The organism is Curtobacterium sp. YC1, from assembly GCF_016267665.1.
Taxonomy (GTDB): domain Bacteria; phylum Actinomycetota; class Actinomycetes; order Actinomycetales; family Microbacteriaceae; genus Curtobacterium.
On record NZ_CP066341.1, the window covers coordinates 487,033 to 513,593 of the forward strand.

General features: G+C 72.7%; 24 protein-coding genes. 13 read left to right on the forward strand and 11 right to left on the reverse strand.

Annotation, left to right across the window (positions count from 1 at the left end; all coding sequences use genetic code 11):
- Positions 1 to 252 precede the first annotated feature (252 nt).
- Positions 253 to 897 (forward strand): HEAT repeat domain-containing protein, encoded by a 645-nt coding sequence (locus I8920_RS02460; RefSeq protein ID WP_198657611.1) that lies wholly within the window; start codon positions 253 to 255, stop codon positions 895 to 897.
- A 285-nt stretch (positions 898 to 1,182) separates the two neighbouring features.
- Here the strand turns inward: I8920_RS02460 and I8920_RS02465 are convergent, their stop codons facing one another.
- Complete coding sequence (locus tag I8920_RS02465) at positions 1,183 to 1,872, reverse strand: metal-dependent transcriptional regulator (RefSeq protein WP_198657612.1); 690 nt, start codon at positions 1,870 to 1,872, stop codon at positions 1,183 to 1,185.
- A 37-nt stretch (positions 1,873 to 1,909) separates the two neighbouring features.
- Between I8920_RS02465 and I8920_RS02470 the strand changes: the two genes are divergently transcribed.
- Positions 1,910 to 2,842 (forward strand): CPBP family intramembrane glutamic endopeptidase, encoded by a 933-nt coding sequence (locus I8920_RS02470; protein WP_198657613.1) that lies wholly within the window; start codon positions 1,910 to 1,912, stop codon positions 2,840 to 2,842.
- A gap of 25 nt (positions 2,843 to 2,867) precedes the next feature.
- Here the strand turns inward: I8920_RS02470 and I8920_RS02475 are convergent, their stop codons facing one another.
- On the reverse strand, positions 2,868 to 3,665 hold the full coding sequence (locus tag I8920_RS02475) for an HAD-IIA family hydrolase (protein ID WP_198657614.1): 798 nt from the start codon (positions 3,663 to 3,665) through the stop codon (positions 2,868 to 2,870).
- 277 nt (positions 3,666 to 3,942) lie between these two features.
- Here I8920_RS02475 and I8920_RS02480 point away from each other — a divergent pair, with 277 nt between their 5' ends.
- Together I8920_RS02480 and I8920_RS02485 are read left to right on the forward strand one after the other, a co-directional pair.
- Positions 3,943 to 4,536 (forward strand): TetR/AcrR family transcriptional regulator, encoded by a 594-nt coding sequence (locus I8920_RS02480; RefSeq protein WP_198657615.1) that lies wholly within the window; start codon positions 3,943 to 3,945, stop codon positions 4,534 to 4,536.
- A gap of 37 nt (positions 4,537 to 4,573) precedes the next feature.
- Complete coding sequence (locus tag I8920_RS02485; RefSeq protein WP_442873571.1) at positions 4,574 to 5,272, forward strand: TrmH family RNA methyltransferase; 699 nt, start codon at positions 4,574 to 4,576, stop codon at positions 5,270 to 5,272.
- Positions 5,273 to 5,363: 91 nt separating this feature from the next.
- On the opposite strand, the gene I8920_RS02490 is transcribed toward I8920_RS02485, so the two are convergent.
- The gene (locus I8920_RS02490; protein WP_198657616.1) at positions 5,364 to 6,353 is read right to left on the reverse strand and encodes a LacI family DNA-binding transcriptional regulator; all 990 of its coding nucleotides are present in this window, start codon (positions 6,351 to 6,353) and stop codon (positions 5,364 to 5,366) included.
- 265 nt (positions 6,354 to 6,618) lie between these two features.
- On the opposite strand from I8920_RS02490, the gene I8920_RS02495 reads away from it, so the two are divergent.
- Complete coding sequence (locus I8920_RS02495; protein WP_198657617.1) at positions 6,619 to 7,527, forward strand: DUF559 domain-containing protein; 909 nt, start codon at positions 6,619 to 6,621, stop codon at positions 7,525 to 7,527.
- A gap of 91 nt (positions 7,528 to 7,618) precedes the next feature.
- Here the strand turns inward: I8920_RS02495 and I8920_RS02500 are convergent, their stop codons facing one another.
- Genes I8920_RS02500 through I8920_RS02510 form a run of 3 tightly spaced genes read right to left on the reverse strand, consistent with a single transcriptional unit; the run spans position 7,619 to position 11,114 of the window.
- Positions 7,619 to 9,700, reverse strand: a complete 2,082-nt coding sequence (locus I8920_RS02500) for a YhgE/Pip domain-containing protein (RefSeq protein WP_198657618.1) — start codon at positions 9,698 to 9,700, stop codon at positions 7,619 to 7,621.
- The gene (locus I8920_RS02505; protein ID WP_198657619.1) at positions 9,697 to 10,449 is read right to left on the reverse strand and encodes a hypothetical protein; all 753 of its coding nucleotides are present in this window, start codon (positions 10,447 to 10,449) and stop codon (positions 9,697 to 9,699) included. Before I8920_RS02505 ends, I8920_RS02500 begins: the two co-directional genes overlap by 4 nt.
- On the reverse strand, positions 10,446 to 11,114 hold the full coding sequence (locus tag I8920_RS02510) for a TetR/AcrR family transcriptional regulator (protein WP_198657620.1): 669 nt from the start codon (positions 11,112 to 11,114) through the stop codon (positions 10,446 to 10,448). The genes I8920_RS02505 and I8920_RS02510 overlap by 4 nt, the downstream gene beginning before the upstream one ends.
- A gap of 157 nt (positions 11,115 to 11,271) precedes the next feature.
- On the opposite strand from I8920_RS02510, the gene I8920_RS02515 reads away from it, so the two are divergent.
- Positions 11,272 to 14,931, forward strand: a complete 3,660-nt coding sequence (locus I8920_RS02515) for a S8 family peptidase (protein ID WP_198657621.1) — start codon at positions 11,272 to 11,274, stop codon at positions 14,929 to 14,931.
- Positions 14,932 to 15,111: 180 nt separating this feature from the next.
- Complete coding sequence (locus I8920_RS02520) at positions 15,112 to 15,276, forward strand: hypothetical protein (RefSeq protein ID WP_198657622.1); 165 nt, start codon at positions 15,112 to 15,114, stop codon at positions 15,274 to 15,276.
- 106 nt (positions 15,277 to 15,382) lie between these two features.
- Here I8920_RS02520 and I8920_RS02525 read toward each other — a convergent pair whose 3' ends face one another.
- Positions 15,383 to 15,556 (reverse strand): antitoxin, encoded by a 174-nt coding sequence (locus I8920_RS02525; protein WP_198657623.1) that lies wholly within the window; start codon positions 15,554 to 15,556, stop codon positions 15,383 to 15,385.
- Between the two features lie 209 nt (positions 15,557 to 15,765).
- Here I8920_RS02525 and I8920_RS02530 point away from each other — a divergent pair, with 209 nt between their 5' ends.
- Both I8920_RS02530 and I8920_RS02535 read left to right on the forward strand, forming a co-directional pair.
- Positions 15,766 to 17,064, forward strand: a complete 1,299-nt coding sequence (locus I8920_RS02530; RefSeq protein WP_198657624.1) for an adenylosuccinate synthase — start codon at positions 15,766 to 15,768, stop codon at positions 17,062 to 17,064.
- Positions 17,061 to 17,624, forward strand: a complete 564-nt coding sequence (locus I8920_RS02535; RefSeq protein WP_198657625.1) for an arsenate reductase/protein-tyrosine-phosphatase family protein — start codon at positions 17,061 to 17,063, stop codon at positions 17,622 to 17,624. Before I8920_RS02530 ends, I8920_RS02535 begins: the two co-directional genes overlap by 4 nt.
- A 15-nt stretch (positions 17,625 to 17,639) precedes the next feature.
- On the opposite strand, the gene I8920_RS02540 is transcribed toward I8920_RS02535, so the two are convergent.
- Both I8920_RS02540 and I8920_RS02545 read right to left on the reverse strand, forming a co-directional pair.
- Positions 17,640 to 18,617 (reverse strand): hypothetical protein, encoded by a 978-nt coding sequence (locus tag I8920_RS02540; RefSeq protein ID WP_198657626.1) that lies wholly within the window; start codon positions 18,615 to 18,617, stop codon positions 17,640 to 17,642.
- A 151-nt stretch (positions 18,618 to 18,768) separates the two neighbouring features.
- On the reverse strand, positions 18,769 to 21,360 hold the full coding sequence (locus I8920_RS02545) for a LamG-like jellyroll fold domain-containing protein (protein WP_198657627.1): 2,592 nt from the start codon (positions 21,358 to 21,360) through the stop codon (positions 18,769 to 18,771).
- Between the two features lie 95 nt (positions 21,361 to 21,455).
- Here I8920_RS02545 and I8920_RS02550 point away from each other — a divergent pair, with 95 nt between their 5' ends.
- From I8920_RS02550 to I8920_RS02565, 4 genes are all read left to right on the forward strand, one after another.
- Positions 21,456 to 21,944 (forward strand): SRPBCC family protein, encoded by a 489-nt coding sequence (locus tag I8920_RS02550; protein WP_198657628.1) that lies wholly within the window; start codon positions 21,456 to 21,458, stop codon positions 21,942 to 21,944.
- Positions 21,945 to 22,054: 110 nt separating this feature from the next.
- A complete protein-coding gene (locus I8920_RS02555) occupies positions 22,055 to 23,029 on the forward strand; it encodes a CPBP family intramembrane glutamic endopeptidase (protein ID WP_198657629.1) in 975 nt (324 codons plus the stop codon).
- Positions 23,016 to 24,368, forward strand: coding sequence for a sensor histidine kinase (locus I8920_RS02560; RefSeq protein WP_198657630.1), 1,353 nt, complete (start codon positions 23,016 to 23,018; stop codon positions 24,366 to 24,368). Before I8920_RS02555 ends, I8920_RS02560 begins: the two co-directional genes overlap by 14 nt.
- Positions 24,365 to 25,036, forward strand: a complete 672-nt coding sequence (locus tag I8920_RS02565; RefSeq protein ID WP_198657631.1) for a response regulator — start codon at positions 24,365 to 24,367, stop codon at positions 25,034 to 25,036. The genes I8920_RS02560 and I8920_RS02565 overlap by 4 nt, the downstream gene beginning before the upstream one ends.
- Before the next feature lie 51 nt (positions 25,037 to 25,087).
- Here I8920_RS02565 and I8920_RS02570 read toward each other — a convergent pair whose 3' ends face one another.
- Positions 25,088 to 25,567: a hypothetical protein gene (locus I8920_RS02570; RefSeq protein WP_198657632.1), complete on the reverse strand. Its 480-nt coding sequence runs from the start codon at positions 25,565 to 25,567 to the stop codon at positions 25,088 to 25,090.
- 32 nt (positions 25,568 to 25,599) lie between these two features.
- On the reverse strand, positions 25,600 to 26,451 hold the full coding sequence (locus tag I8920_RS02575; protein ID WP_198657633.1) for an SGNH/GDSL hydrolase family protein: 852 nt from the start codon (positions 26,449 to 26,451) through the stop codon (positions 25,600 to 25,602).
- Positions 26,452 to 26,561 lie beyond the last annotated feature (110 nt).

A 26,561-nucleotide genomic window follows, 5' to 3' on the forward strand; every position in this document is an offset into this window, starting at 1 on the left:
CTGGCTGGCCTGCGGCGACGGACTCGGAACGACGATGCCGACGTCGTACGACAACGACATCGTCGCACCGCGAGCGTCAGCGGGTGCCGGGGCAGACGGTCGCCACCGGGACCGACTCGGAACGACGGTGCCGACGTCGTACGACAACGACATCGTCGCGTCGCGTGTGCTCGGACGGCGGGAGCACCCTCGCCGGCAGCCAGCGACGCCCGACCTTGACACGGCCCCGGCCCGAGGGGCTTCGATGGAGGGATGACCGTGCTCACCGAAGCCCTCGCCGACCCGCGATCCTCCGTGCGCCTGCAGGCCGTGATGGTCGCGGGCACCACGCCGGACCCGGAGGACCTCGACGTCCTCGTGGCACAGTGCGCGACCGAACCGGACTTCTTCGTCCGCGACATGCTCACCTGGGCGCTGACCCGGCACCCCGCCGACGCCGTCGTCGCCCGCGTCCTGCCGGAGCTCGACCGCCCCGAGCCCCAAGCGCGCAGCCAGGCGCTGCACACGCTGTCCAAGATCGGCGATCCCGACGCGTGGCCGGCGGTCCAGCCGCTGCTCGGCGACCGCGACGACGAGGTGCTCCGTGCCGCATGGCGGACGGCCGTCGCCCTGGTGCCCGACGAGGAGCGGGCGTCGCTCGCGCGGACCCTCGCCGTGCAGCTCGGTGTCGGCGACCGGGATCGCCGACTCAGCCTGTCGCGTGCCCTGGCGGGACTCGGCGAGGGCACCGTCGCACCGGTCCTCGCCGCGGCCGCCGACCGGGGGACCGACGCCGTCCGGGAGCACGTGCGCGAGACCGAGCGCCTGCTCCACGACCCGGGTGCCGCGTCGGAGTTCGCGCTCGAACGAGCCCGGCGCGAGGTCGCCCTCGGCCGCACCCGCTCCGTCAAGGGCTGAGCCGACGGGCGGTGACCACCCGACGGAGGTGAGCGGGGAGTCGCGACCGCTGGGGGCACCGGACAGGACGCGCGTGGCGGGCGTGATCCGGGCCTCCCGTCCGACGCCCCGTGCGTTGCGCGCCGACTGGTCGCGGACCGTCGACGGCGTGGCTCCCGGGCGACCGTTCGTGACCCGTCGGCGGAAGTGAGCGGGGTGTCCCGACCGGTCGGACCAAACCGACCAAATCGACCAGACCGACCAGACCGACCAGACCGACCGACCGGACCGACGCGCCCGCGAGGGTCAGTCGCCGTCGGGCGCCAGCCAGATGGCCGAGGCGGCCGCCGCCGGCAGGTCGACGAGCGACTCCGAGCCGTCGGTGGAGCGCCGCGACACCGCGATGACGCCGGCGTAGTCGCGCACCCGCTCGACGCGCAGGTGCGTGCCGAGACCCACCCCGAGCTCGTCGAAGTACCGCAGCAGCGACGGGTCGTCGTCGGACACCCGGTCGACGGTGCCGCACGACCCCGGCTCGACCGCGCCGAGCAGGGTGCCGGGCGAGGCGGGCACGCTGCCGTCCGCCGCGGGGATCGGGTCGCCGTGCGGGTCGTGCGTCGGGTGCCCGAGGTCGGCGTCCACCCGGTCGAGGAACTGCTCCGAGACCGCGTGCTCGAGCGCCTCGGCCTCGGTGTGGACCTCGTCCCACGAGTAGCCGAGCCGTTCGACCAGGAACGTCTCGATCAGCCGGTGGCGTCGGACCATCGCGACGGCGACCTGCTGCCCGAGCGGCGTGAGCACGACGCCGTAGTACGGGGTGTGCTCGATCAGGCCGTCCCGGTCGAGCTTCCGGAGGTTGCCCGACACCGTCGAGGCCGACACCCCGAGCGCCGCGGCGATGTCCCGCGTCGCCAGGCCCTGCCCGCCACGCTCGCCGGCCTTCCAGACGAGCTTGACGTAGTCCTCCGCCATGGTCGACAGGGAGGGCAGGCGCATACCGTCAATCGTACGTGCCGCCTGGTACAACCGTGAGGTGACCACGACCGACCCCGCCACCGCCCGACCCCGTCGTCGTCGCTGGCCGGTCCCGGCGTCACTGCTGCTCGGGCTCACCCCGATCGTGGTCTTCGCGGCGATCAGCGCGTGGCGCTCCCGCCCGAGCGACGACTACGCGACCCTCGGCCACACCGTCGACAGCGTCGTGCACGCGCTCGTCGTCCCGGAGGGCATCGCCCTCGTCGCGCTCGCCCTGTTCGTCAGCGCCCTCGGCTGGTGGCGCATCACCATGGTCGACCGGACCCGCACCCGGCTGCGCTGGACCGTGATCGCGCCGGTCCTCGTGCTGGTGGTGTGCGTGGTCCGCCTGCCGCTCGTCGACTGGACCGCGCTGCCCCCGCACTACTTCCTGCTGCTCGCCGTGGGCGTGCTGTTCGTCGGGGTGTTCGAGGAGCTGATGGCCCGGGGCACCCTGCTCGTCGGCCTGCGGCGCCGGCTGCCGGAGGTCGGGGTGTGGGCGCTGTCCTGCGTGCTGTTCGGGCTGCTGCACCTGCTCAACGCGCTCGCCGGGGCCGGCATCGCCCCGACGCTGATCCAGGTCGTGTTCGCGGCCTCGTTCGGGTCGACCCTGTACGTGGCGCGGCGGCTGACCGGCTCGCTCGTGGCGCCGATGCTGCTGCACGCGTTCTGGAACTTCGGGTCGATCGGGTTCTCGGCGACCGTCGATCCGTCCGACCGTGAGCGGCTGCTGCTGCTCGGCCTGGTCGGGCTGTTCTCGTTCGCCGTCCTGGCCTTCGGCGTCGTGGCGGGCGGGATGGTCGCGTGGGCCGACGACGGGCCGCGGCGGTTGCGGCGACGGTGGCGGACGGTGCCGCCGATGGCGGCCTCCGGCCTGGAGGCCCGTGGTGCGTTCCCGACGGCGGCCGCAGGATCTGCCGTGGGCACGGACGTAGCCCGAACTGCGCGCTGAGCGCGCGAGCGCCGGGCGCTCGGTGCTAGAGCTCGACCTCGAACGGCTCGGTGCGCACCAGCTCGTGGACGCCGGCGATGACCTCGCTCGGACGGAACGGGTACCGGTCGATCTCGGCCTGGTCGCTGATGCCCGTCATGACGAGGACGGTGTGCAGCCCCGCCTCGATGCCGGCCTGCACGTCGGTGTCCATCCGGTCGCCGATCATGCCGGTGTTCTCGGAGTGCGCACCGATGCGGTTCATCGCCGAGCGGAACATCATCGGGTTCGGCTTGCCGACGACGTAGGGCTGCTTGCCGGTCGCCTTCTCGATCATCGCCGCGATCGCACCCGTGGCCGGCAGGACGCCCTCGGCGCTCGGGCCGGTGGCGTCGGGGTTCGTCACGATGAAGCGGGCGCCGTCGCGGATCAGGCGGACGGCCTTGGTGATCGCCTCGAACGAGTAGTTCCGGGTCTCGCCCACGACGACGTAGTCGGGCGCGGTCTCGGTCATGATGAAGCCGGCCTCGTGCAGGGCGGTGGTCATGCCCGCCTCGCCGATCACGAAGGCCGAACCGCCGGGCATCTGCGATCGGCAGAAGTCGGCGGTCGCCAGGGCGCTCGTCCAGATCCGGTCCTCGGGCACGTGCAGGCCGGAGCTGCGGAGCCGGGCGCTCAGGTCACGCGGCGTGAAGATCGAGTTGTTCGTCAGGACGAGGAACTCGGTGCCGTCGTCGAGCCACTGCTGGATGAGCTCCGGTGCCCCCGGGAGCGCCTGGTTCTCGTGGACGAGCACGCCGTCCATGTCGGTCAGCCAGCACTCGACGTCGTCTCGGGTCGCCATGGGCTCACCCTACTGGGCGGCACGTGCGGCCCGCCTCGGGACCGGCTCGGAAAGGGCCGGGAGGCTCGGAGCGGCTCTTGCGCGCCGCTGCCGGACCCGGGATGGTCGAGACACCGAATCGCAGTCGGCTTCTGCTCTACGCTTTTCGGGACACGTACCGAATCAAGGAGGCCCCCTCGTGCTCGTCGAACCCGGATCCCCGTCCGCCACGCCCCGACCCACCCCGGTGTCGGCCGAGGTGGAGGTGGCGCCGCGACGACGCAGAGGGCGGCCGAACGTGCTCTCGCGGGAGCAGGTGGTGGACGCCGCGACGACGATCGCGAACGAGGACGGGCTCGACCGACTGTCCTTCCGCGCCCTCGGGGTGCGGCTCGGCGTCGCGCCGATGACGGTGCACCGCACGATCGGCGGCCTCGACGACCTGCACGCCGAACTCGTGCGCCGCACCGTCGACGAGTTCACCGCGACGTTCGTCTGGCCGGACGAGTGGCACGCGGTCGTGCGGACCTTCGCCACGACCTTCCGTGACCTCATGCGCACCCACCCGCTCGTGCTCGAGTCGCACAGCCAGCGGGCGCCCCTGGCCTCGACCGAGTCCGACGCGGTCGTGGCGAAGGTCGTCGGGGCACTCGAGGACGCCGGACTGCCCCCGGCCGAGGCGATGTACACGTTCTTCGTCGTGTACGACTTCGTGGTCGGGCACGCCGGGGTGCAGGTGGGCCGCGGCGACTCCGAGGCCGGGCGTCCCGAGCGGCACCGGCTCGTCGGCGAGATCCTCGGGGAACACTCGTACGACGACCGGTTCGCGCTCGGGCTCGACATCCTGATCGCGGGCATCGAGTCCCGTATCGCGTCCGGCGCCCGGTCCTGACGGCGGAGCGGCGCCCGGCGGCCCGTACGCTGGGTCGGTGACCGAGCACGACGAGCAGCAGCCACCGCAGCAGGAGTCGTCGCCGTCGCCCTCGCCCGCCCCGTCGCCGTCGCACGAGTTGACGACCAACGGGGTCGGGCCGCACCCGGAACCGTGGCCCGACGATCCGCGGCTCGACCCCGAGCTGCTGGCGGCCGGGGACTCCCGGAACGTGATCGACCGGTACCGCTACTGGTCGATGGACGCCATCGTCGCCGACCTCGACACCCGCCGGCACGCGTTCGACGTCGCCATCGAGAACTGGCAGCACGACCTGAACATCGGGTCGATCGTCCGGAGCGCGAACGCGTTCCTCGCCGGCACCGTGCACATCATCGGGCGGCGGCGGTGGAACAAGCGGGGCGCGATGGTCACCGACCGGTACCAGCACGTCCGCTCCCACCCCGACGTCGAGTCGTTCCTCGCCGCGATGGCCGAGGACGGGCGCCCGGTGATCGCGATCGACAACACCCCGGGGGCCGAGCGCATCGAGACCGCGACGATCCCCGAGCGCTGCGTGTTCCTGTTCGGGCAGGAGGGCCCCGGCCTGACCGACGAGGCCGTCGCGGGTGCGGACGGACACCTGGAGATCACGCAGTTCGGGTCGACGCGGAGCATCAACGCGTCGGCGGCGGCGGCGATCGTCATGCACTCCTGGGTCGTGCAGCACGCGGAGTTGCCTGGCACGACTCCGTGAGCAGGAATGGTCGGGTACGGGCCCTGGACCCGACCATCCCTGCTCACGAAACGGGCGGGGCGGAGGTGGGACGGGCCTCCCGGCCGGTGCGTCAGCGCGCGGCGGTCGTGCGCCGGGCGACCAGGCGGGGTTCCACGAGGAGTTCCGTCGCGGCGGTGCCGGGGTCCGCGATGCGGGCGAGCAGGCGCTCGCCGGCGCCGCGGCCGATCTCGACGCTGCGGTCGTCGATGCTCGTCAGGCCGACGTAGCGCATCGCGGCGACGGGGGTGTCGTCGTAGCCGATGACCGAGACGTCCTCGGGGACGCGGAGTCCCCGCGCGGCGAGTTCGGACATGGCGCCGAGTGCCATGACGTCGTTCGCGGCGAAGACGGCGGTGACGTCGGGGTGTTCGTCGAGCAGGGCGGCCAGTGCCTGCGAGCCGGCCGCCTCGGTCGGCTCGCCGGGCAGCACGGTGTCGACGACCGTGGCTCGGCCGCTCGTCGCCTGGAGGAAGCCGGTGCGTCGTTCGGCCGATGCCGCCGAGGCCGCGCCGACGAAGCCGAGGCGGGTGTGCCCGAGGCCGAGCAGGTGCTCCGCGGCGATCGCGCCCCCGGCACGGTCGTCGTTGGCCACGGTGTCGGCGCGGGGGATCGACACCCGGCCGCCGGCGATGACGAGCGGCATCGAGGCGGGGACAGCGAGGTCCGTCGTCGGTTCGCCCGCGATGACGATGCCCTCGACACGCATCGACAGGAAGCCCTCGACCGGTGACGCGTCGAGCCCCGTGTTGAGGAACCGGTCGGCCACCACGAGCCGGTGCCCCTGGTCCTGCAGGCTCTCGCGCAGGCCGGTGAGCAGGTCGACGAACCACTGGTTGCGGAAGTCGTCGAGCACCACGCCGACCGTGCGGCTGCGGGTGCCGGCGAGCGAGACGGCCGCGGTGGAGGGGCGGTAGTCGAGCTCCTGGATCGCCTGCAGCACGGCGGCCCGGCGCTGGTCGCTCACCCGGGGGGAGCGCTGCAGCACGAGGGACACGAGGGACTTGGAGACCCCGGCGCGCGCGGCGACGTCGTAGATGGTGGCGGGCTTGCCGTCTCCCATGGTGCGCTCCGACCCTCCGTTGGTTCGTGCGTCGATCGTAGCGTGGGGGCGGTCGTGGCGGGCTCGTCCCGCTCCGCGGCGGGCTCGTCCCGTTCGCGGCGGGCGCCGAGTGAGCAGAAGACGACGGGTGGCCGGTACTCACCCGTCGTCTTCTGCTCACTCGAGGCGGCGCCTCTCTCCTCCACACCGGAGGCGCGGCGCGACTCGTGCACGGATCACGCGTTCTCCGGGCGGTGCGGGGAGCGGGGACCCGAAGGTGTCGGGTATGCGTGCACAGCCACTCCCACCCTCGATGCGTGGTCGGCCGTTCGACGTCGGCCGCGCCGACCGCGCGGGCGTTCCCCGTCACCGACTCCAGCGCGGCGACCTGGTGTGTCCGACGCGGTCCATCCGCTGGCCCCGGCACGATCCGCCCGACGCGGTCCAGCGCATCCGGGCACTCCGACCGATCCTGCTGCGCGGCCAGTTCATCAGCCACGTGTCGGCAGCGGTGTTGTGGGAGTTACCGGTCCCGGCTGCCGCTGCCGCGCCCGTCCACATCAGCAGCATCCTGCCGCAGGCGCAGCCCCGACGTGCCGGTGTGGTCGGGCACCGGGTCCAGCCCGAGCGCGCCGTCGTCCGGCAACGCTGGGGTGTGCCGGCGAGCAGCCCGGCGACCGCGTGGATCGAGTGCGGCGCGTTGTTCACCGTCGACGAACTCGTCGTCCTCGGCGATGCGATCGTGTCCGCGCGGCGGTGTTCGACCCGGCTGGAGGACCTCGCCACGGCGCTCGTCTGGGCCGGCAGCCGACGGGGCATCCGGAACCTGCGTGCAGCGATCGAGCTGGTGCGGGTCGGAGCCGGTTCTCCGCAGGAGACCCGGGCGCGTCTGGCGATCGTCCGAGCGGGACTGCCGGAGCCCGAGCTGCAGGTCGACATCGTGGACGAGGCGGGACGGTTCGTCGGTCGTGTGGACATGGCGTACCCGGAGCAGCGCATCGTGATCGAGTACGAGGGCGACCACCACCGGACCGATGCCGAGCAGTGGGGGCGAGACCTCCGCCGTTACCGCGAGATGGAGCGCCTCGGCTGGGCGGTCGTGCGGTGGACGACGTCCGACCTGAGCGGGCATGCGCGGGGAGCGCTCGAACACCTCGCGGCGCTCCTCGCTCGTCGTGCGCGTCATGTCGAGTGAGCAGAAGACTCCGGGTCGCTGTGGGCAACCCGGAGTCTTCTGCTCACTCGGCGCTCGGGGGGGCGCGCACGAAGCGCCCCCGCCCGCCGCGCTACCCGATCAGGCTCGGGCGCAGGTCGCGCAGCGTGCGGGACCGGGTCTGCCGGGCCGTCACCACGTACGACACGAGCAACGCCCCGAGCAGCCAGCAGAGCAGCACGCCGGCGTCCGACCACGCGGCGCCGAGGTTGCCGCCGTACATCGTCTGCCGGATCGCGTCGACCGAGTACGTCATCGGCAGCGCGAAGTGCAGCGCCGCCAACGGCCCGGGCAGGGTCTGCCACGGGAACGTCCCGCCGGCGGTGACGAGCTGCACGAGCATGAGCACCAGGCCGAGGAACTGCCCCACCGAGCCGAGCAGCACGTTCAGCGCCATGATGATCGCCGCGAAGGTCATCGAGGCCAGCACCATGATGCCGATCGTCCCGGCGGTGTGCACGACGTCCAGGTCGAGGGCGAACCGCACGATGGCGAACAGCGCCACCATCTGCACCAGGCCGAGCAGCGCCGGGGTCAGCCAGCCACCCAACACGACGGACAGGGGCTTCCGCACCGCCGTGATGGCACGCTTCGAGATCGGCTTGAGGATGAGGAACAGCGCGTACATGCCGATCCAGGCGGCGAGCGAGATGAAGAACGGTGCGAGACCCGCCCCGTAGTTCGACGCGGCGGCGACGTTGTCGTCCCCGACGGTGACCGGGTCGGAGATGACGGACGCCTGGTCCTCGCGCTGCGACGCGTCCGATGCGGGGATCTTCGTGCGGCCCTGGTCGAGCGACTTCGCGAGCTTCGACGACCCGGTCTTCAGCTCGTCCAACCCGGACGCGAGCGACGAAGCGCCCTGGTCGGCGGACTCCGCGCCGGTCGCGAGCTGGGATGCACCCGACGACAGGGCCGGAGCAGCCGAAGCCAGCGTCGACGTGCCGTCTGCCACCTTCGCGGCTCCCGTTGCGAGCGTCGACGCACCCGTCGCCGCCGAGGAGATGCCGGACGCGAGCGTCGGCGCCGCGGAGGCGAGCGACGACGTGCCGGCGGCCACCTGTGCGGAGCCGTCACGGAGCTTGTCCACCGACGACTTGGTCGACTCGTAGGTGCTCTTCGCCGAGGCGCCGGCGGTGTTGACCCGGGTGACCGCGTCGGTGACGGTCGACTGCAGGGCAGCCTGCTGTTCCTCGGTGAGCTCGACGCCCTCGGGCAGGTTGTCGGTGATGCCCGAGATGAGGGTCTGTGCATCGAGGGGCTGGAGCGACTCGACGTCGGCGCTGTACGAATTGACCGTGTCGGCGAGTCTCTCGTTGCCGGCGGCGACCTGCTGCGCCCCCGCGTTCAACTGCTGCGTCTGCGACGGCAGTGCCGCCGTCTGCTCCTGAGCGCTGGCCAGCCCGGACGCCAGGGTCGAGGCCCCGGACGCCACCTGCTGCGCACCGCTGTCCAGCTGCTGGGTCTGCGACGGCAGGTCGGCCGTGCCGGACGCGAGTTCCGCCGCACCGGACGACAGCTTGCTGGTGCCGTCGGCGAGCTCGTGCGCACCCCTGTCCGCCTTCGCGGTTCCGGATGCGAGCTGGTCGGCCCCGTCGACGGCGTCGCCGAGGCTGTCGCGCACGTCGGCGAGCCCGACGAGCAGGGTCTTCGCCGCCTGCTTGCCGACGCGCTCGGTCACGGCGGCGCGCATGGTCTTGCCCGCCTGCTCGGCGATGGTCGACGCCAGGTACGAGTTCGTGTCGGCGGTGGTCAGGACGAGCTCCGCCTGCGCGGGGTCGTCGGACCGCGCGGACGCCAGGCGCTCGGAGAAGTCGTGCGGGATCGTGACGACGAAGTCGTAGGTGCCGTTCCGCACGCCGGAACGCGCGTCGGCCGCGTCGGTCGTCGTCCAGTCGAAGTCGCCGCCGTCGACGGCCTCCTTCGTGACGTCCTCGCCGTAGTCGACGTGGTCGCCGTCGAGGGTCGCCCCGGCGTCGAGGTCCACGATCGCGGCGGGGATCTGGTCGAGCTTGGCGTAGGGGTCGCGGTTCGCCCACAGGTAGGCGCCGCCGTAGAGCAGCGGCACGATCATCAGCGCGATGAACGCCAGGCGTGCGAGCGGGGTCGCGGTGAGCCGCGCGAGTTCTGCGCGGACGAGCGAGGTGGTGGTCACGTGGTTGCCTCCGTCGGGACGGTTGCGGGATCTGCGGTGCCGGACGGAGCGGACGGGAGGCCCGGCTCGGTTCCGGCAGGTCGGGCCACGTCCTCGGGGTCCTCGGTCTGGGTGGGGTCGATCGGATCGACGCGGTCGAGCGGCTCGACGGTGTCGAGCAGACGCTCGACGGTCGCCGCGGCGGCCTTGGAGGTCACGAGCACGACGGTCACGCCCCGTCGGGCGACGTCGCGGAGCACCTGGAACCACTCCTCGACGGCGCCGCCGTGGCGTTCGGGCGAGGTGACGACCAGGCCGGTGACACCGTCGCGCAGCAGGGCGAGCTCGACGAGCAGCCGGATGCGCACGGCCGTCGGGACCCGCTGCACGGGGGTTGCGGCGTACTGCCGCAGCCCGAGTTCGTCGAGCACGGTGGTGACGTGCTCACGGGTCGGCCGGCGTCCGGCGAAGGCGAGTTCCTCGCGCACGATCTGCTCGAGACGCAGCACCGGGAACGGTTCGGCGACCCCGGGGGTGTCCACCAGGGCGACGGAGCGGCGGACGGCGGCCGGGTCCTCGTGGCCGTCGAGCAGCAGGCGGCCGGTGTCGGGTCGCATGCGCCCACCGGCGACGAGGGACGCGAGCACGGGGGACTGCTCCGTCTCGACGGCCACGACGCCGGGGCGTCCGGGCGCGGCGACGGCGGAGACGACGGGCAGTGCGGCGCCGGGCTCCTCGCCGATGCCGACGTGGTCGAGTTCGAGCGTCATGCGTGGTCCTCCTGAGCGGCATCGGGAGCGGGGACGCGGGCCGGGCTCGCGGGTTCGGACAGCAGGGCGGTGCGCCAGTCGATCCCGGCGACCCCCAGGGCGGACACCACGACCATGCGTCGGCCGTCCTCGTCGGTCGTGCCGGAGCGGGTGGCCTCGTCGAGCACGGTGATGCAGGCGCCCTCGACCAGTCGCCCGAGCGTGGCGGGGTCGACGTCGTCGCGCATCGTCCCGTCGGCGATGCCGAGGGCGCAGGCCTCGCGCACCTGGGCACGCAGGGGAGCGAACACGGCGGCGACCGGCTCGACGAAGGGGCTGCGGACGGCGACCCGGGCCATCGAGCGGACGTGCGAGACCTCGGTCCAGAGCGTCACCGCGATGGCGGCCAGCCGGGCCGCGGGCGGGAGCTCCTGCAGGTCCGAGGTGGTGGGCATGGCGGCGGCGATGCGGGCGGCGCCGGTGGTCACGAGTTCGCGCACCAGGTCGTCGCGCGACGGGAAGTGTCCGTACACCGCACGGCGCGACAGCCCGGCGGCGGCGGCGATCGTCTCGATGGAGGCGTCCGGGTCGCGCTGCAGGCAGGTGCGTGCGGCGTCGAGGAGCGCTGCACGGTTCTCGGCGGCATCGCGGCGGGGTGAGCGCACGGGCTGGTCAGCGGTTGTCACGCCCTCATCGTAATAAAGTGCACACACCTGTGCAAGTTAGCAGTGACGACCCCCGGACGGGGGTGTCCCCCGAAGTGCGGACTGTGCGACCTGAGAGCGAACGCATAGCTTCACAGGAATCTCATGCGAACCACGGACTGAGCCAGGAGTGCCCTCTTTGAACCGTGCAACACCGAACCAGAACCCGAACCCGAACCCGAACCCCTCCTCCCACCGCGTCGCACGCGTCCTGACCGCCGGCATCGCCGCCGCGGCCCTGGCGTGCGGCGGTCTCGCCGTCGGGGGTGCGGCTTCCGCTGCTCCGGCCGGACAGTCCGTGGCGGACCTCAAGCTCGCCGCACCGCTGCGGGACGCCAAGCCGACGAAGACGGTCGCGGCGTTCATCCGCACGACCGGCCAGGGCGCCCTCGAGGTCGACGCCGAAGCGAAGGGCGGCGACCTGTCCGGTTCCCGCGCGCCGTCGTCGGCCGCCAAGAACCGCGTCAAGGCGATCCAGTCGACGGTCGAGGCCGTCCGCTCGGCCGTCGAGCGTGCCGACGCCGACGCGACGGAGCTGTACGCGACGGAGTACACCGTCCCCGGTGTCGCGGTCGTCGCCGACGTCGACGCGTTCCAGCAGCTTGCGAAGCGCTCCGACGTGGCGAGCATCATCCCGCTCACCCCGAAGAAGATCGTCGAGCCGACGGTCCTGCCGGACGCGGGCGTCGCTCCCTCGGGCGTGGACCCGAGCCTCGTGCAGCCCGGTGCTGACGGTGTCTCGCCGAAGAACGCCGCGAGCGACGTCTACACCCGTGCGCTCGACGCGTGGCAGCAGACCGGGCACACCGGCGAGGGCGTCAACGTCGCGGTCCTCGACACCGGGCTCGACTACACCCAGGCCGACTTCGGCGGCCCCGGCACCACGGCCGCCTACCAGCAGGCCCTGGCGGACGCGAGCGGTGGCGCTCCGGACGCCAGCCTGTACGACGCGTCGAAGTTCCTCGGCGGGTACGACTTCGCCGGCGCCACCTACAACGCGGACCCGACGGACCCCGACGCCTACGACCCGGTGCCCGCGCCCGACGCGAACCCGATCGACGGCAGGGGCGGCGACCACGGCACCCACGTGGCCGGCTCGATCGCCGGGTACGGCCTGACCGCCGACAAGCAGCGGTTCGACGGTGACTACACCGAGCTCACCAACCAGCAGGTGCAGGACATGTGGATCGGCCCGGGCACCGCGCCCGAGGCCGGCCTGTACGCCCTCAAGGTGTTCGGCGACAACGGCGGCTCGACCGACGTCACCGGTGCCGCGCTCGACTGGGTGGGCCAGGCGCTCACCGAGGGCAAGGACATCAACGTCCTGAACCTGTCGCTCGGCTCCGACTACGGCGCGCCGGACGACCCCGACAACGCGAAGATCGACGCCCTGACCGCGCGCGGGGTGCTCCCCGTGATCGCCTCGGGCAACGCCGACGACTTCACCGACATCGGTGGCTCCCCGGGCAACGCCGAGGGTGCCCTCACCGTCGCCGCGAGCGCCACCGGGCAGTCGCTGTACGACGGCGTCGAGGTCACCGCACCGAGCGACGTCGCGAAGACCTACCGCGCGCAGTACTCGCAGAACTTCCAGGGCGAGCTGCCGGTCGAGGGCGACGTCGTCGTCCCGACCACGAACATCGACGGCTGCGCGGCGTTCAGCGCCGACGAGGCAGCCCGGATCGCCGGCAAGGTGGTCTGGCTGAAGTGGACGGACGGCGCACTCGAGTGCGGTTCCGGCGTGCGCTTCGGCAACGTCGAGGCCGCGGGCGGCGTCGGCGTGCTCCTGGCGGGCACGATCAACACGTTCGACTCCGGCATCGGTGGCAACGCGACCATCCCGGGTGCCGAGCTGACGCGCGATGCCGTGACGAGCCTCCAGGCCGCCGCGACGGCGGGCACGCTGCACGTGCGCTTCGCCGAGGAGCTGCAGGGCTTCGAGCTCGCCACCGACCCGGAGGCCGTGAACACGCTCGCGCCGTTCACCAGCCGGGGCGTGCACGGGTCGTTCAACGACATCGTCAAGCCGGACATCGCCGGCCCCGGGGTCAACGTGATCTCGGCGGCCAACGGCACCGGTGACGGCCGCATGTCGATGAGCGGCACCTCGATGGCCACGCCGGACGTCGCGGGCATCGCGGCGCTGACGTTCCAGTCGCACCCCGAGTGGACCGCACCGCAGGTCAAGGCGGCGCTCATGAACACCGCGACGCACGACGTGGAGGACGGCAACCGTTCGGCGACCCTGCTCCGCCAGGGCACCGGCCGTGTCGACGCCCTGCAGGCCGTGAACGCCGGCACCACCGTGCGGAGCGTCGAGAACGACCTGCTCGTCACCGCCTCGTTCGGCGTCGTCGAGGTCGCCGGCGCGACCAGCGACACCCGCACCCTGCAGATCGCCAACACCGACGGCGTCGCGCACACCTACGACGTGGCGTACCTGCCGCAGGTGACGCAGCCCGGTGTGACGCTCACGCTCGACAAGGAGCGCGTCACCGTCCCGGCGAACCGCACCGCGACGGTGAAGGTGACGTTCTCCGTCGCCGACCCGACGCAGCTGCGCCGCGTGATCGACCCGACGCAGGATGCCGTGCAGCAGGGCTACCAGCGCGAGTTCGTGACCGCGGCCTCGGGGGTCGTGGCCCTCACGCCGACCGACACGACGGCCGTGCCGCTGCGCGTCGGGACCTACGTGGCCCCGAAGCCGGTCAGCGCCGTCCGTGCGCGGACGACCGTGCCCTTCACGGGCCCCGGCAAGTCGGCGGAGCTCACCCTGAAGGGCCGCACGTTCGACCAGGGCGGCCTGACCAGCGGGTACCGCTCCACCGTCGCCCCGTTCGTGCTCGGTGGCACGGACCCGGCGGAGGAGTTCCCGGAGGGTGCGGCGACGCGCTCGCTGCGGGCCGCTGACGTCCGCTCGTTCGGTGCCGCGTACGACAAGGCCTCCGACACGCTCGCCTTCGGCGTGCAGACCGACGGTCCCGACGCCAACCCGGGCGCCGTGACCAACGTCGAGGTCCTCATCGACACCGACCGTGACGGCGAGCCGGACTACCTGGTCTACGACGCCAAGTCGGCGACGGTGGACGCGACGTTCGCCACGACCGTCGACCTGGCCACCGGCAAGACGGTCGACGCGCAGCCGCTCAACGGCGGAGCGCCCGGTCAGGACGTGAACACCTTCGACAGCTCCGTCAAGGTGCTGACCGTCGGTGGCTCGCTCATCGGCGCCTCGTCGAAGTTCGACTACTCGGTGCTCACCGAGTCGGCCTACGCCCCGGGCGCGGCGACCAGCGGTTCCTCGGTGGTGGACGAGACCCGGACGGCTTCGTTCGACCCGTCGAAGCCGGCGCTGACGTTCTCGCAGCGGGGTGCGACCGGCACGCTGTTCGCCGACGCGGGCTCGCTCACGGTCACCCGAGCCTCGGGTGTCACCAAGGCGACTGTGCTGGTGCTGCACCTCGGCAACGCCGCGGGCAAGCAGGCCGACACGTCGACGATCACGGTGATCCCCCCGACGCTCGCACTGGCGAAGGGCAGCGCGGTGTCGGTGAGCGGGACCCCGAAGGTCGGATCGACCCTGGCGGCGAAGCACGGCACCTGGAGCACGACGGCCGCGTCGTACAAGTACCAGTGGTTGCGCGACGGCAAGGTCGTCGAGCAGGCCACCGGCACGAAGTACAAGCTCGGTTCGTCCGATCTCGGACACCGGATGAGCGTCGTGGTCACCGCGCACGCCTCCGGCTACGCGGACGGCACGGCGAAGTCGAAGGCGACCGCGAAGGTCACGCGCCGCTAGGGCGTGGTCGCGCGCCGTTCGCGCGCACATGGTGAGCAGAAGATGTCGGGTCCCGAGTTCGGACCCGACATCTTCTGCTCACGAAGCGAACCGGGCGCCCGGCGTACCGGGCACTCCGGGCGGTGCGCCTACAGGACAGGTAGTTAGACAAACTAGTGAAGTGCTGCCAGTGTTGCAGGCATGCAGAACACGCTGAAGCAGCTCCGGTCCAACCCGGTCGAGTGGCGCCGTCGTGGACTCACCCCGCCCGACGTCATCCAGGCGATGATCGAGCAGCGGCTGGCGGAGCCCGGGCACTCGCAGCCCGTGGGCGATCCGTCCTACCAGGACTTCTTCCGGAGCTGATCCCGGGGCCGGTCGCGTCGCGCTCGACGCGACGGTCGACGCAACAGGAGGCGCGGTGCCAGCTGGTACCGCGCCTCCTGTCGCGTTGGTGGTGACGTCGCGGACGTCAGCTGCCGATCTTGTCGTCGGCGGCGTGCTCCGCCTTGTCGATCTGGTCGCCGTGGCCGCCGCCGGTCGCCTGGTCGGCTGCGTCGCCGGCCTTGCCGAGACCGGCGTCCGTCGCCTGCTCGCCCTTGTCGCTGTTCGCGAAGTCCTTCGCCTTGTCGCCGAGGTCGCTCATGTCGTGCTCCTTCCGATGGTGGGATCTGACGCGTCCGACCGTGCTCCGGCAGCCCCGGACGGGCACCCAGGTGTGCCGGATGCGGACAGGGGCGGAACGCGGCTCCGTGCGTCACACCGGGTGGCGCGGAGGTGTCCAGCCGATAGACTCGGGTGGACCACCGGCCCGGACGGCCGTGTGCGGTCCTCCGCCAACGTGAGGAGAACCAGATGCCCGCAGCAGTCATCATCGGCGCCCAGTGGGGCGACGAGGGCAAGGGGAAGGCCACCGACCTCCTCGGCTCCCGCATCGACTACGTCGTCAAGTTCAACGGCGGCAACAACGCCGGGCACACGGTCGTCGTCGGCGGCGAGAAGTACGCGCTGCACCTGCTGCCCTCCGGCATCCTGACGCCCGGGGTCACCCCGATCATCGGCAACGGCGTGGTCGTCGACCTCGAGGTCCTGTTCCAGGAACTCGACGCCCTGCGCGCCCGCGGCGTCGACGTGTCGAAGCTGCTCGTGTCGGCGAACGCGCACGTCATCACGCACTACCACCGCACCATCGACAAGGTGACCGAGCGGTTCCTCGGCAAGCGTCAGATCGGCACGACCGGCCGCGGCATCGGGCCGACCTACGCCGACAAGATCAACCGCGTCGGCATCCGGATCCAGGACATCTTCGACGAGAACATCCTGCGCCAGAAGGTCGAGGCGGCCCTCGACCAGAAGAACCACCTGCTGGTCAAGGTGTTCAACCGCCGCGCGATCGACGCGGAGGAAGTGGTCGAGTCGCTGCTGTCCTTCGCCGAGCGCCTGCGGCCGATGGTCGCCGACACCGGACTCGAGATCCACCGGGCGCTCGAGCGCGGCGAGACCGTCCTGTTCGAGGCCGGTCAGGCCACCATGCTCGACGTCGACCACGGCACGTACCCGTTCGTCACGTCGTCCTCCGCCACGGCCGGCGGTGCTGCGACGGGTTCCGGCATCGGCCCCGGGCGGCTCGAGCGCATCATCGGCATCGTCAAGGCGTACACGACCCGCGTCGGCGCCGGTCCGTTCCCGACCGAGCTGTTCGACGAGTCGGGCGAGTTCCTGCGCGCCAACGGCTTCGAGTTCGGCACCACCACGGGACGCCCGCGCCGCTGCGGCTGGTACGACGCCCCGATCGCCCGCTACACCGCCCGCGTCAACGGCGTGACCGACTTCGTGCTCACCAAGCTCGACGTCCTGACCGGGCTCGAGACGATCCCGGTGTGCGTCGCGTACGAGGTCGACGGCGTCCGCGTCGACGAGGTCCCGGTCAACCAGTCGGACTTCCACCACGCGAAGCCCGTCTACCAGGAGTTCCCGGGCTGGACCGAGGACATCACCGGCGCCCGCTCGTTCGAGGACCTGCCGAAGAACGCGCAGGACTACGTGCTCGCGGTCGAGGCGATGTCCGGTGCCCGGATCTCGGCCATCGGTGTCGGTCCGGGCCGTGACGCCATCGTCGTGCGGCACGACCTGCTCGGCGACGCCGCCGCGTGACCGTGCGGGTCCTGTTCGTCTGCAGCGGCAACATCTGCCGGTCGCCGCTCGGCGCGCAGGTCCTGACGGCGCGACTCGGCCCGGACGCACCCGCGTTCGTGGTCGAGTCGGCCGGCACCATCGCCCAGGACGGCGCCCCGATGGACGACGCCGCCGCGGCGCAGTCCGTGCGGCTGGGCGGCGACCCGTCCGGACACCGGTCGCGGTACCTGACGCCCGAGATCGTCGCGTCGGCCGACCTCGTCCTGACGGCGGAGCGGTCACACCGTGCGGCCGCGGTGGGGCTGGCGCCCCGGGCGTCGAAGCGTGCGTTCACGATCAAGCAGTTCGCGCGGGTGATCGACGGGCTCGAGCCGGGGGACCTGGCCGACGTCGGGTCGCCGCAGGAACTCGTGGAACGGGTCGCCCGACTCCGCGGTGTGGTGCCGCCGCCCGCCGACCCGGCCGCCGACGACGTCGACGACCCCTACCGCCGCTCGGAGTCCACGCACGTGCGGGTCGCCGACGAGATCGACTCGGCGCTGGTCACCATCGCCGACGCGTTGCGCGCCGTGTCCTGAGCGCCGACCGGCCGTTCACTCCGGCAGGCGGTAGTTCCCGACCGTGATCGCGTGGGCGCCCTGCCCGGCCAGGACCCGCACGACCGCGTCGGCCCGCGCCCGGTTCGGCACGGAGTCCTTCGCCGCCCAGGCCGCGAGCGCCGACTGCAGCTCGTGGTCGTTCGTCACGATGCTCGTGGCCACGGTGCCGCTGCGGTCCTCGGCCTGCACGAAGGCGGTGGCCGACGGCGACGAGTAGAACACGCAGGTGTCGAACCACGTGCGGGCGACACCCGTCCGCTCGTCGACGAAGCGTGCGAGCCGACGGGCCTGCTGGCGGACCTGCTGGGCGGGGGAGGCGCTCTTGGCCTGCACCCGCACGCGCCACCAGTTCTCGGCCTCCTCGTCGGCGTTCAGCACGGTGCGGCTCTGCACCTGGACGGCGAACGGCGGCACGAGGGACGACTCGTCGACCAGGTTGCGGAACGCCGGGTGGACCTCGCTCGGCCGACGCCCGTCGAACACGATGCCGCCCCACCGCTTGCTCTCGATCACCAGGCCCCGCCCGGACTCGGAGACGAGCACGTGGTCGGCCTGTGCCACGAACGTCCGCCGTGATCCCTGCTCGGTCTCGCCGACGGGCACGAAGACGACGTTCGTCATGAGCACGCCGCTCACCCCCGCGGCACGGCAGGCCCGGAGGATCGCCTGTTCCGACGCCTCCTCCCACTTCATGCCCCGGCGCAGGAGCGCACGGCTCTCCTCGGCTTCGGAGACGGCGTCGCGACGGCGGGACTCCGCGGCCTCGACCTGTGCCGCACGGTCCGCCTCGATGCGGGCGGTCTCGTCGCGGTGCGCCGCCTCGCGCTGCGCGAGTTCGTCCCGGCGCGCCCGGTCGGCGGCGTCGATCTCGGAGCGGGCGGCGGTGCGGTGTCGCCGCAGCAGGACCACCAGGACGACCACCACGACGGCGAGCCCCCCGGCGACCAACCACGGCACGAGCTCGTCGGTCATGGGTCCACCTCACCACGTGGACCGCCCCGCAGGGCCGTCCCGCGTCGGCGCGTCCGCGCACCCCGTCCCGGTGGGCTGGTCGTGTGCCGCGACCGGACGACGGACGGGAGGCACGGCGCGCGCCCGCACCGTGCCTCCCGTCCGTGTGTGGCTACTGGTCCGTCGGCGTGACGCGGGGCAGCGTGGCCAGCCGCCGGCGGACGAGGACCGCGGTCCCCGCGGCGAGCAGCAGGAGCGCCGTCACGCCGAGCAGGCCCAGGCCGTGCGCACCGGTGAAAGCGAGGTCGCCCTGCGGAGCGGTGCCGTCACCGGCGCCCGGTCCGTCCGCGCCCGGCAGCGCGGTGCCCGGCGCGGGGGACTGCGAGCCGCCGTCACCCGTCCCGTCGCCGCCACCGGTGCCGCCGCCGGGAGCGGGCGACGCGGGGTCGGTCGGGGCCGGGTCGGTCGGCGTCGGGTCGGTCGGGTCGGCGTCGTCCGGCAGGGCGACCGCGAATGCGACCGGGTCCCCGCTGCGGGTGCCGATCGACTGCACCGCCCGAGCCTCGCCGGTCGCCGCGGCGCGGACGAGGGCCGCTGCCCGGACGACGTCGCCGTCCTCGCCGGTGACGTCCACCGACCAGGTGCCGTCCTCGGCGACCTCGGTGCTGCCGTCGACCGCGCCGGAGAGCGTGACCGTGGCGCCCGGGTGGCCGGACCCGGTGATCGTGGTCGGAGCGACCTCGGTGCCGGGTGCGTCGACGGTCAGCGCGTCGAGGTCGGCGCGCGCGGTCATCCACGACTCGGCACCGATCGGGTGGTCGACCACGCGGGTCTCGCCGATGCAGCCGTTCCAGCCGTTCGTGGCGGCGTCGTCGACCCAGTCGCTGCCGAACAGCCACGGCATGCCGTCCTGCACGGTCTGGCCGCCGGTGTCCGTGGCGTTGCGGAGCACCGGGGCGCCGTCGACGTACATCGTCGTGGTGCGGGCGTCCACGTCGTTCACGAGCGCGACGTGCAGCCACCGGCCCGGGATGATCTCGCCGGACCAGGCCGTGCGGTCACCCTTCGCCGGGTCCGCCGTGACCTCGGTCCACTGGAACTCCTTGAGGTTCGAGATGCCGAGCGCGGCGGGCGACGCCGTCCAGTCCCAGCGGGTCTGCGGCACGCCGATCTGCGAGCGGTTGCCACTGCGCACGATCGCCTTCGACCACGAGTTCGCGCCGTCGGTCCAGGACGGGTCGACCTCGAGGAACGTCTCGATCGTGTAGCCGTCGGGGAACGTCGCACGGTCGACGGTCGTGTCACCGGGCGAGGTCAGCGCGCTGAAGCGCTTCGCGGCCTTGTCGGCGTTCGCGAAGCACAGGCCGGCGCCGTCCGACGACAGCGGGTGGGCCTCCGGCACGATCGTGACGTCGCCGTCCTGCGCGGTCGGGGAACCGGACTCGGCGTGGGTCATGCGGGTGAGGTCGGCGTCACCGACGACGTCGGCGACGGTGCTGCCGGGAGCCAGGGTGCCGGGCTCCTGCTCACCGGGACGCCACCAGGCCAGGGTGCCGTCGACCACGGTGTGGTCGGCACGTCCGCCGGGCAGCTCGGTCGTGACGGGCGGTGCGCCCTGGAACCCGTCGAGCAGCATGGCGCGGGCGCGGTCGATCAGCGGCGGCTCGTCGGGGGTGCCGGCGCGGAAGTCCGGCGCGAAGCCGGCGAACCGGGTGCGGAAGTCGACGGGCACCGTGTAGCGCTGGTTCGCGCCGTCGAGCAGCGGCTGGTCGTACGAGGTCAGTGTCTCGGTCGGCTTCCAGGTCACCCACGGCGACGCGGTCTGCATGGCGAGCGTGCCGTTGGTCAGGTCGAACTCCATCAGGCCGAGGTAGCCGTCGCCGCCCTCGTAGTCCATCTGGTGGTCGATGAGCACCTGCGTGACGGCGTGCCCGGCGTCGTTCGTGCGGCTCTTCCACGTGGACCCGTGGAAGTGGCCGTTGAGGGTCAGGAACACCTGGTCGTTCGGCGCGATGACGTTCTTCCACAGGCGCTCGCCGTAGGCGGTGTCCACCGCGGTGAGGCCGTCGGTGGCGATGTTGATGACCTCGTGCGAGGTGAGGATCGTCGGCAGGGTGGGGTGCTCGGCGATCACGCGGTTCGCCCAGGCCAGGGTCTCGTCCGAGGCACGCCACGGCAGCGCGAGCGACAGGAAGCGCTGCCCCTCGGCCTCGAACACGTGGAACTGGCTCAGCCCGGTGCGGTCCGTGCCGGACTCGACGGTCGGCTGCCCGGCCGCGCGGGACGCCGGGAAGGTCTGCAGGTACGGCTCGGCGGCCAGGTCGTACGAGGTGTCGAACACGGTGTCGGCGGAGTTCCGCACGTCGTGGTTGCCGGTCGTCACGCTGTACGGCAGCCCGGCGTCGTCGAGCACGGACATCGCCCGGTCGGCTGCCTGCCACTCGCCGGCCTGGCCGACCTGGTCGACGACGTCGCCGACGTGCGTCACGAACGGGATGCGCAGGTCGTCGGCGTTGTCGGCGAGCCACTGCGTCTGCACGTGGAACGGGTCGTCGCCGTAGCGCGGCACGAACTGCGACGCCGAGTAGCGCGAGTAGAACTGCGTGTCCGGCAGCACCGCGAGGGTGAAGCGGGACGCGAGGTCCTCGGCGGCGGCAGCCGGAGCGGGGGCGGGGGTCAGGAGGGGGACGCCGACGGCTGCGGCGAGGGCGAGGGCCGTCGCGCCGAGGGCGGCGGATCTGCGGCGGGGAGGGTGTGCGGTCACGCGACGATGCTGGCGGGGCCGTCTGTCCCGCCGGTTTCCTGTCCGTGACCACAGCATGAGCGGCAGACGACGCAGCCCCGTGCCACGATGAGACCGTGCCCGTCGTCGAGTCCCGCTGCGTCGTCCCGGTCGAGCCCGAGGTCGCGTTCGCCGTCTCGCAGACGCAGGGCGCGATCAGGAAACGCTGGGACCCGTTCATCCGTCGCCAGCACCTGATGGACGGGGCGACCGTGCCGGCGAAGGGCGTCCGGACGTACACGGTGCAGCGCTTCGGCCTCGCGATGGAGAGCGAGTACGTCTCGTACCACCCGCCGTCGAACGTGGGCATGAAGATGACGAAGGGCTCGTGGTTCTTCGAGCGCATGGGCGGTGGCTGGCGGTTCACCGCGGCGGAGGGGCGGCCGGGGCACACCCTGGCGGTCTGGCGCTACAACTTCACCTGCCGGCCGGCGTGGCTCGCGCCGATCGCCGAGCAGATCGGCGTGCTGGTGCTGCAGCGGGACATCGACCGCCGCATCGCCGGGTTCGCCCGCGGCTGCGAGGACCCGGTCGTGCTCGACCACGTGGCCGCCCAGCGGGCCTGACCCCGGCGTCGTCGGAGCGCACCGCGGCGCTTGCATCCTTCGATGGAACTCCCGCAGGTGCGTCCCGAAGCCGGTCGTCCCGCGCCGGCGCAGTTCCTAGCGTCGTAGCCATGACGAACACCACCGAAGTCCGGCCCACCGCCGGCACCGCAGCCCGTGACCGAGGGGGTGTCCGCGGCGTCATCGCCCGGCACCCGCTCGCGTCCTTCTTCACCATGGCGCTCGGCCTCAGCTGGCTCGCGTGGGTGCCCTACATCCTGTCCCCGCACGGCATGGGCGTGTGGGACATCCACTTCCCCGAGGTCCTGGGCACCGCACAGTTCACGGGCGTGCTGCCCGGGGCACTGCTCGGCCCGTTGGGCAGCGCGTTCATCGTCACCGCGGTCGCCGACGGACGGCCCGGGCTCCGACGCTGGGTCGGCCGGCTGTTCCGCTGGCGGGTCGCCTGGTACTGGTACGCACTGGCGCTCGTCGTGGTGCCGGCCCTGATCGTCGTGTCCGCGCTGCCCTTCGCCGGCGGCGACGTGCGGGCCCCCTCGGCCCTGGCCTTCGCCATGCTCGTGCCCGGACTCGTCATCCAGCTGTTCTCGACCGGCCTGAGCGAGGAGCCCGGCTGGCGCGACTTTGCCCTGCCCCGCCTGCAGCACCGCTTCGGCGGCCTCGGCGCGGCCGCGATCCTCGGTCCGATCTGGGCGCTCTGGCACATGCCGCTGTACTTCAGCGACTGGGGTGGCTGGCCGAACGCGCACTGGAGCGAGCCCGTCGTGTTCGCCCTGTTCACCATCACCTTCAACGTCGTGATGATCCAGGTCTTCAACAAGACCCGTGAGAGCCTGCCGCTCGCCCTGCTGCTGCACGTCGGCGTGAACAACACGATCTCGACGCTGTTCCCCGAGATGTACCCGAGCATGACCGCCGGCACGCTGATGATCGGTCTGACGATCATGTCGACGATCGCCGCCGCGGTGCTCCTCGTCGCGACCCGTGGCCGCCTGGGCTACGACCCGGCCCGACGCGCCCTGCACCTCGACGCCCCGGTCCCCGGTGACGCCCGTCTCGTAGGATCCAACGATGGCACCCGCTGAGCAGGACACGCTGCGCACCCCGAGCGCGCAGCGTCCGCAGCAGCCCGCGCAGCGCGACCGACGCGTCGACGTGTTCGTCGCCCTCGGCACGGCGGTCGTCGCCCTCGGCCTGCTGCTCGGGCTGCCGCCCCTGGACGCGGCCGAACCCGACGGCACGTCGATCATCACGACGTACCCGGCGGTCGCCAGCTGGCCGTGGACCGTGCTGGCCCTCGGGCTGCTGGCCCAGTCGGCCGCCCTGCTCGCCGCCCGGCGGGCACCCCGCACCGTGCTCGTCGTGGTCGCGGCCCTGCCGGTGGTGGTGGCCGCGACCGCCCCGCAGGTGGTCGAGCTCTTCGGCCTGACCGCCCTGCCGGTGGTCGTCGCCGTCGTGCTCGCGACGCTCCGCGTCCCGCTCGCCCGGCTCTGGCCCGCGCTGCTGGCGGCAGCCGCCGGCGTCACCGCCGGTGATGCGATCCAGTTCGCGGTCGTCGGCGGGGCGCTCCGCGGGGACGTCGCCGAGGGCCTCGCCGGTTCGCTCGGCCACGGCGTGCTGCAGGCGATCGGCGCCGTCGGCCTGCCGCTCCTGGTCACCCTGCTCGTCCAGTCCCGTCGCGAGGTCCGCTCCGCCCGCACCGCCGAGGCCAGCGCCGTCGACCGTGAGCAGGACGCCCTGGTCGACGCCGCGGTGTCCCGCGAGCGTGCCGCGATGGCCCGCGAGCTGCACGACATCGCCGCCCACCACCTGTCCGGCATCGCACTCATGGCCGCGGTGATCGACCGGCAGATCGACGCCGACCCGGAGCGTGCCCACGAGGGCGCCCGGCAGGTCCGCGAGCAGAGCACCGCCGTGCTCGAGGACCTCCGCCGCCTGGTCGGCCTGCTCCGCGACGACGCCCCCGCCGAACGCGCCGTCGAGACCGTCGCCGGGATCGTCGACCTGACCGAGCGCGCGCGGTTCCGCAGCGACGTGCGGCTCGAGGTCCTCGCCGGCGACCGCGTGCTGGCCGACGGTGTCGGCCCGCTCGCGCAGCTCGCCGCCTACCGCACCGTCCAGGAGGCCCTGGCCAACGCCGCCCTGCACGCTCCGTCCGCACCGTGCACCGTCACCATCGACGACCGCGACGCGACCCACCTGGTGATCCGGGTGGAGAACGCACCGGCCGCCGTCCCGGCCGCCGGGACCTCACCGTCGGGCGGCAACGGCCTGCGGGGGATGCGCGAGCGGGCGGACCTGGTCGGGGCGCGCCTCCAGACCGGTCCCACCGCCGCCGGCGGGTGGCTGGTGGAGCTGGCGCTCGGCCGGGAGGCACCTGCCGCACCCGCGCAGGCCGACGACGGCACCGGGGTGGTCGCGTGATCCGCGTGCTGGTCGCGGACGACCAGCCCCTGGTCCGCGCCGGGGTGTCCGCGCTCCTCGGCGCGGAGCCGGACATCGAGGTGGTCGGCGTGGCCGCCGACGGCGGTGAGGCGCTCGCGCTGGCGCGCGCGACGCGGCCCGACGTCGCCTGCCTGGACATCCGGATGCCGGTGATGAACGGCATCGAGCTCGCGCGGATCTTCTGCGCCCCGGACGCCGACCCGGCGATCCCGGCGCTCATGCTGACGACGTTCGACCTGGACGACTACGTGTTCGGGGCGCTCGAGGCCGGCGCCTCGGGCTTCCTGCTCAAGGACGCCGAGCCGGACACCATCGTCGACGCCGTGCGACAGGTCGCCGCCGGCAACGGCACGCTCGACCAGGCACTGACCCGGCGGGTGCTGCGCGAGTTCGTCTCGCGGCGGAGCCTGCAGCCCGTCTCCGGCGACCGGGCCGACGGCGTGCTCACCGCCCGCGAGCGCGAGGTGCTCCTGCTGCTCGCGCAGGGGATGTCGAACGAGGAGATCGCCGCCGCCCTGGTGCTCGAGGTGTCGACGGTCAAGTCGCACCTGGCGCGGATGCTGCCGAAGCTCGGGGTGCGGTCGCGACTGCAGGCCGTGGTGTGGGCGTACCAGAACCGCATCGTGACGGTGCCGGAGCAGCCGTAGCGGCTCCGGTGTCAGCCAGCGGGCTGCGGTGTGCGCTCGCGGGCTGCGGCGTCAGCCGGCGGGTCGCGGCTCGGCGGCGCCGGGGGCGACGAGCTCCCAGAGGTCGTCGTCCTCGGTGGGGGAGAGGTAGAGCCGGAAGGTGCCCTCGGCGGCGAGGGGGTCGCCCTCGGGGTACTCGACCGGTTCGCCACTCGTCTCGCACTGGCCCGAGGTGCTGATGAGCTGGATGGTGTCGCCCGGGGTGACCGCATCGCCCTTCGTGACGTCGGTGACCGTCGCCTCGTACACCTCGTAGATGCCCTGGGGCTCGACTGTGCGGTCGGTCTTGGTGACGTCGGCGTCGACGACCAGGTCGGCGGCGTCGCGGCGTTCGGCGGGGGTCTCCAGCTCGATCCGTGCGGCGCACGCGACGGACGTCAGCCCCCTGCCCCCGTCGACGGGCTGCACGCGGCTCTCGCTGTCACAGCCCGTCAGGGTGCCGCCGAGCACGACGACGAGTGCCACGACCGGTGCGATCCGTCCCCACTGCATGGGGCGAGTATGACTCACGGTGCGCGCGGGTGCTAGCCCGCGGCGCCCTTGGCGCCCTCCGCGGCGATGTGGATCGCCTGCTGCATCCGGACCGAGACCTTCTTGGACATCCCGACCGTCGGGTGGACGCCGTCGACCGTGCGCGAGGACGGCCACCCGCCGTCGAGCCGCCGGTCGGCCGCCCACGGGTCGACGAACATCCAGCCACGCGTGAGGGCGTGGTTCTGCAGGTCGCGGTTGAGGATCTCCCCCTGCTTGCGCCGGTCGATCTTCTTCTTGCTGTACTTCGTGATGTTGGACGGCGCGATCGCTGCGAGCACGACGTGGTCGGCCCCGACGTTCTTCGCGATCTTGTCGATGTTCAGCAGGATCGACTTCGTGCTGTAGCCGTACCGCAGGTCGTTGGTGCCCGCCATCACGACCAGCACGTCTGCTTCCTTCGGCGACGATCGGGCCAGGATGCGCGCGGACGTGGCGCCTCCGATCGCGACCCCTCCGGCGCTGACGAGGGTCGGGTCGTTCATCTGCCGCATCCAGGAGGCCGGCATACCGGTCAGCGAGTCGCCGGCGTAGGTGTACGTCAAGGCGGTCGGCGTCGGCGTCGGCGTCGGTGTCGGCGTGGGTGCGGTGGTGGGGCTCGGGGTCGGCGCGACCGTGGGGTCGGTCGTGGGCGTCGGCGCGGGGGCGTCGGGCGAGGACGTCGGAACCGCTGTGGGCTCGCCCGCCGAGGGCCCGCTCGGCGAAGGCACCGGCACGGTCGTCCCGGTCCCCTCCACTGCGGTCGCGGTGTTCGGGAGGGCGGCGAGCAGCGTGGTGGCGAGGACCACGACGGAGGCTGCGGCGGCGATGACGGGCAGGCGGGAGGAGCGCTGGTGCTGAGGCAACGTGAGCTTTCGTTTCGGGTACGATCTCGGCCAACACTAGCCACTCCCTGACGCGTCACCGTCCCCCCAGACCTGGGGATGGCGCGGGGTTCCGAAACCCAGAGTGAGCG

Coding starts and splice junctions, on each gene's coding strand:
- I8920_RS02530 (WP_198657624.1), top strand. CDS start 15,766: ATGCCCGCAGCAGTCATCATCGGCGCCCAGTGGGGCGACGAGGGCAAG.
- I8920_RS02525 (WP_198657623.1), bottom strand. CDS start 15,556: ATGAGCGACCTCGGCGACAAGGCGAAGGACTTCGCGAACAGCGACAAG.
- I8920_RS02475 (WP_198657614.1), bottom strand. CDS start 3,665: ATGGCGACCCGAGACGACGTCGAGTGCTGGCTGACCGACATGGACGGC.
- I8920_RS02560 (WP_198657630.1), top strand. CDS start 23,016: ATGGCACCCGCTGAGCAGGACACGCTGCGCACCCCGAGCGCGCAGCGT.
- I8920_RS02465 (WP_198657612.1), bottom strand. CDS start 1,872: ATGCGCCTGCCCTCCCTGTCGACCATGGCGGAGGACTACGTCAAGCTC.
- I8920_RS02490 (WP_198657616.1), bottom strand. CDS start 6,353: ATGGGAGACGGCAAGCCCGCCACCATCTACGACGTCGCCGCGCGCGCC.
- I8920_RS02505 (WP_198657619.1), bottom strand. CDS start 10,449: ATGACGCTCGAACTCGACCACGTCGGCATCGGCGAGGAGCCCGGCGCC.
- I8920_RS02555 (WP_198657629.1), top strand. CDS start 22,055: ATGACGAACACCACCGAAGTCCGGCCCACCGCCGGCACCGCAGCCCGT.
- I8920_RS02570 (WP_198657632.1), bottom strand. CDS start 25,567: ATGCAGTGGGGACGGATCGCACCGGTCGTGGCACTCGTCGTCGTGCTC.
- I8920_RS02540 (WP_198657626.1), bottom strand. CDS start 18,617: ATGACCGACGAGCTCGTGCCGTGGTTGGTCGCCGGGGGGCTCGCCGTC.
- I8920_RS02495 (WP_198657617.1), top strand. CDS start 6,619: ATGCGTGCACAGCCACTCCCACCCTCGATGCGTGGTCGGCCGTTCGAC.
- I8920_RS02520 (WP_198657622.1), top strand. CDS start 15,112: ATGCAGAACACGCTGAAGCAGCTCCGGTCCAACCCGGTCGAGTGGCGC.
- I8920_RS02460 (WP_198657611.1), top strand. CDS start 253: ATGACCGTGCTCACCGAAGCCCTCGCCGACCCGCGATCCTCCGTGCGC.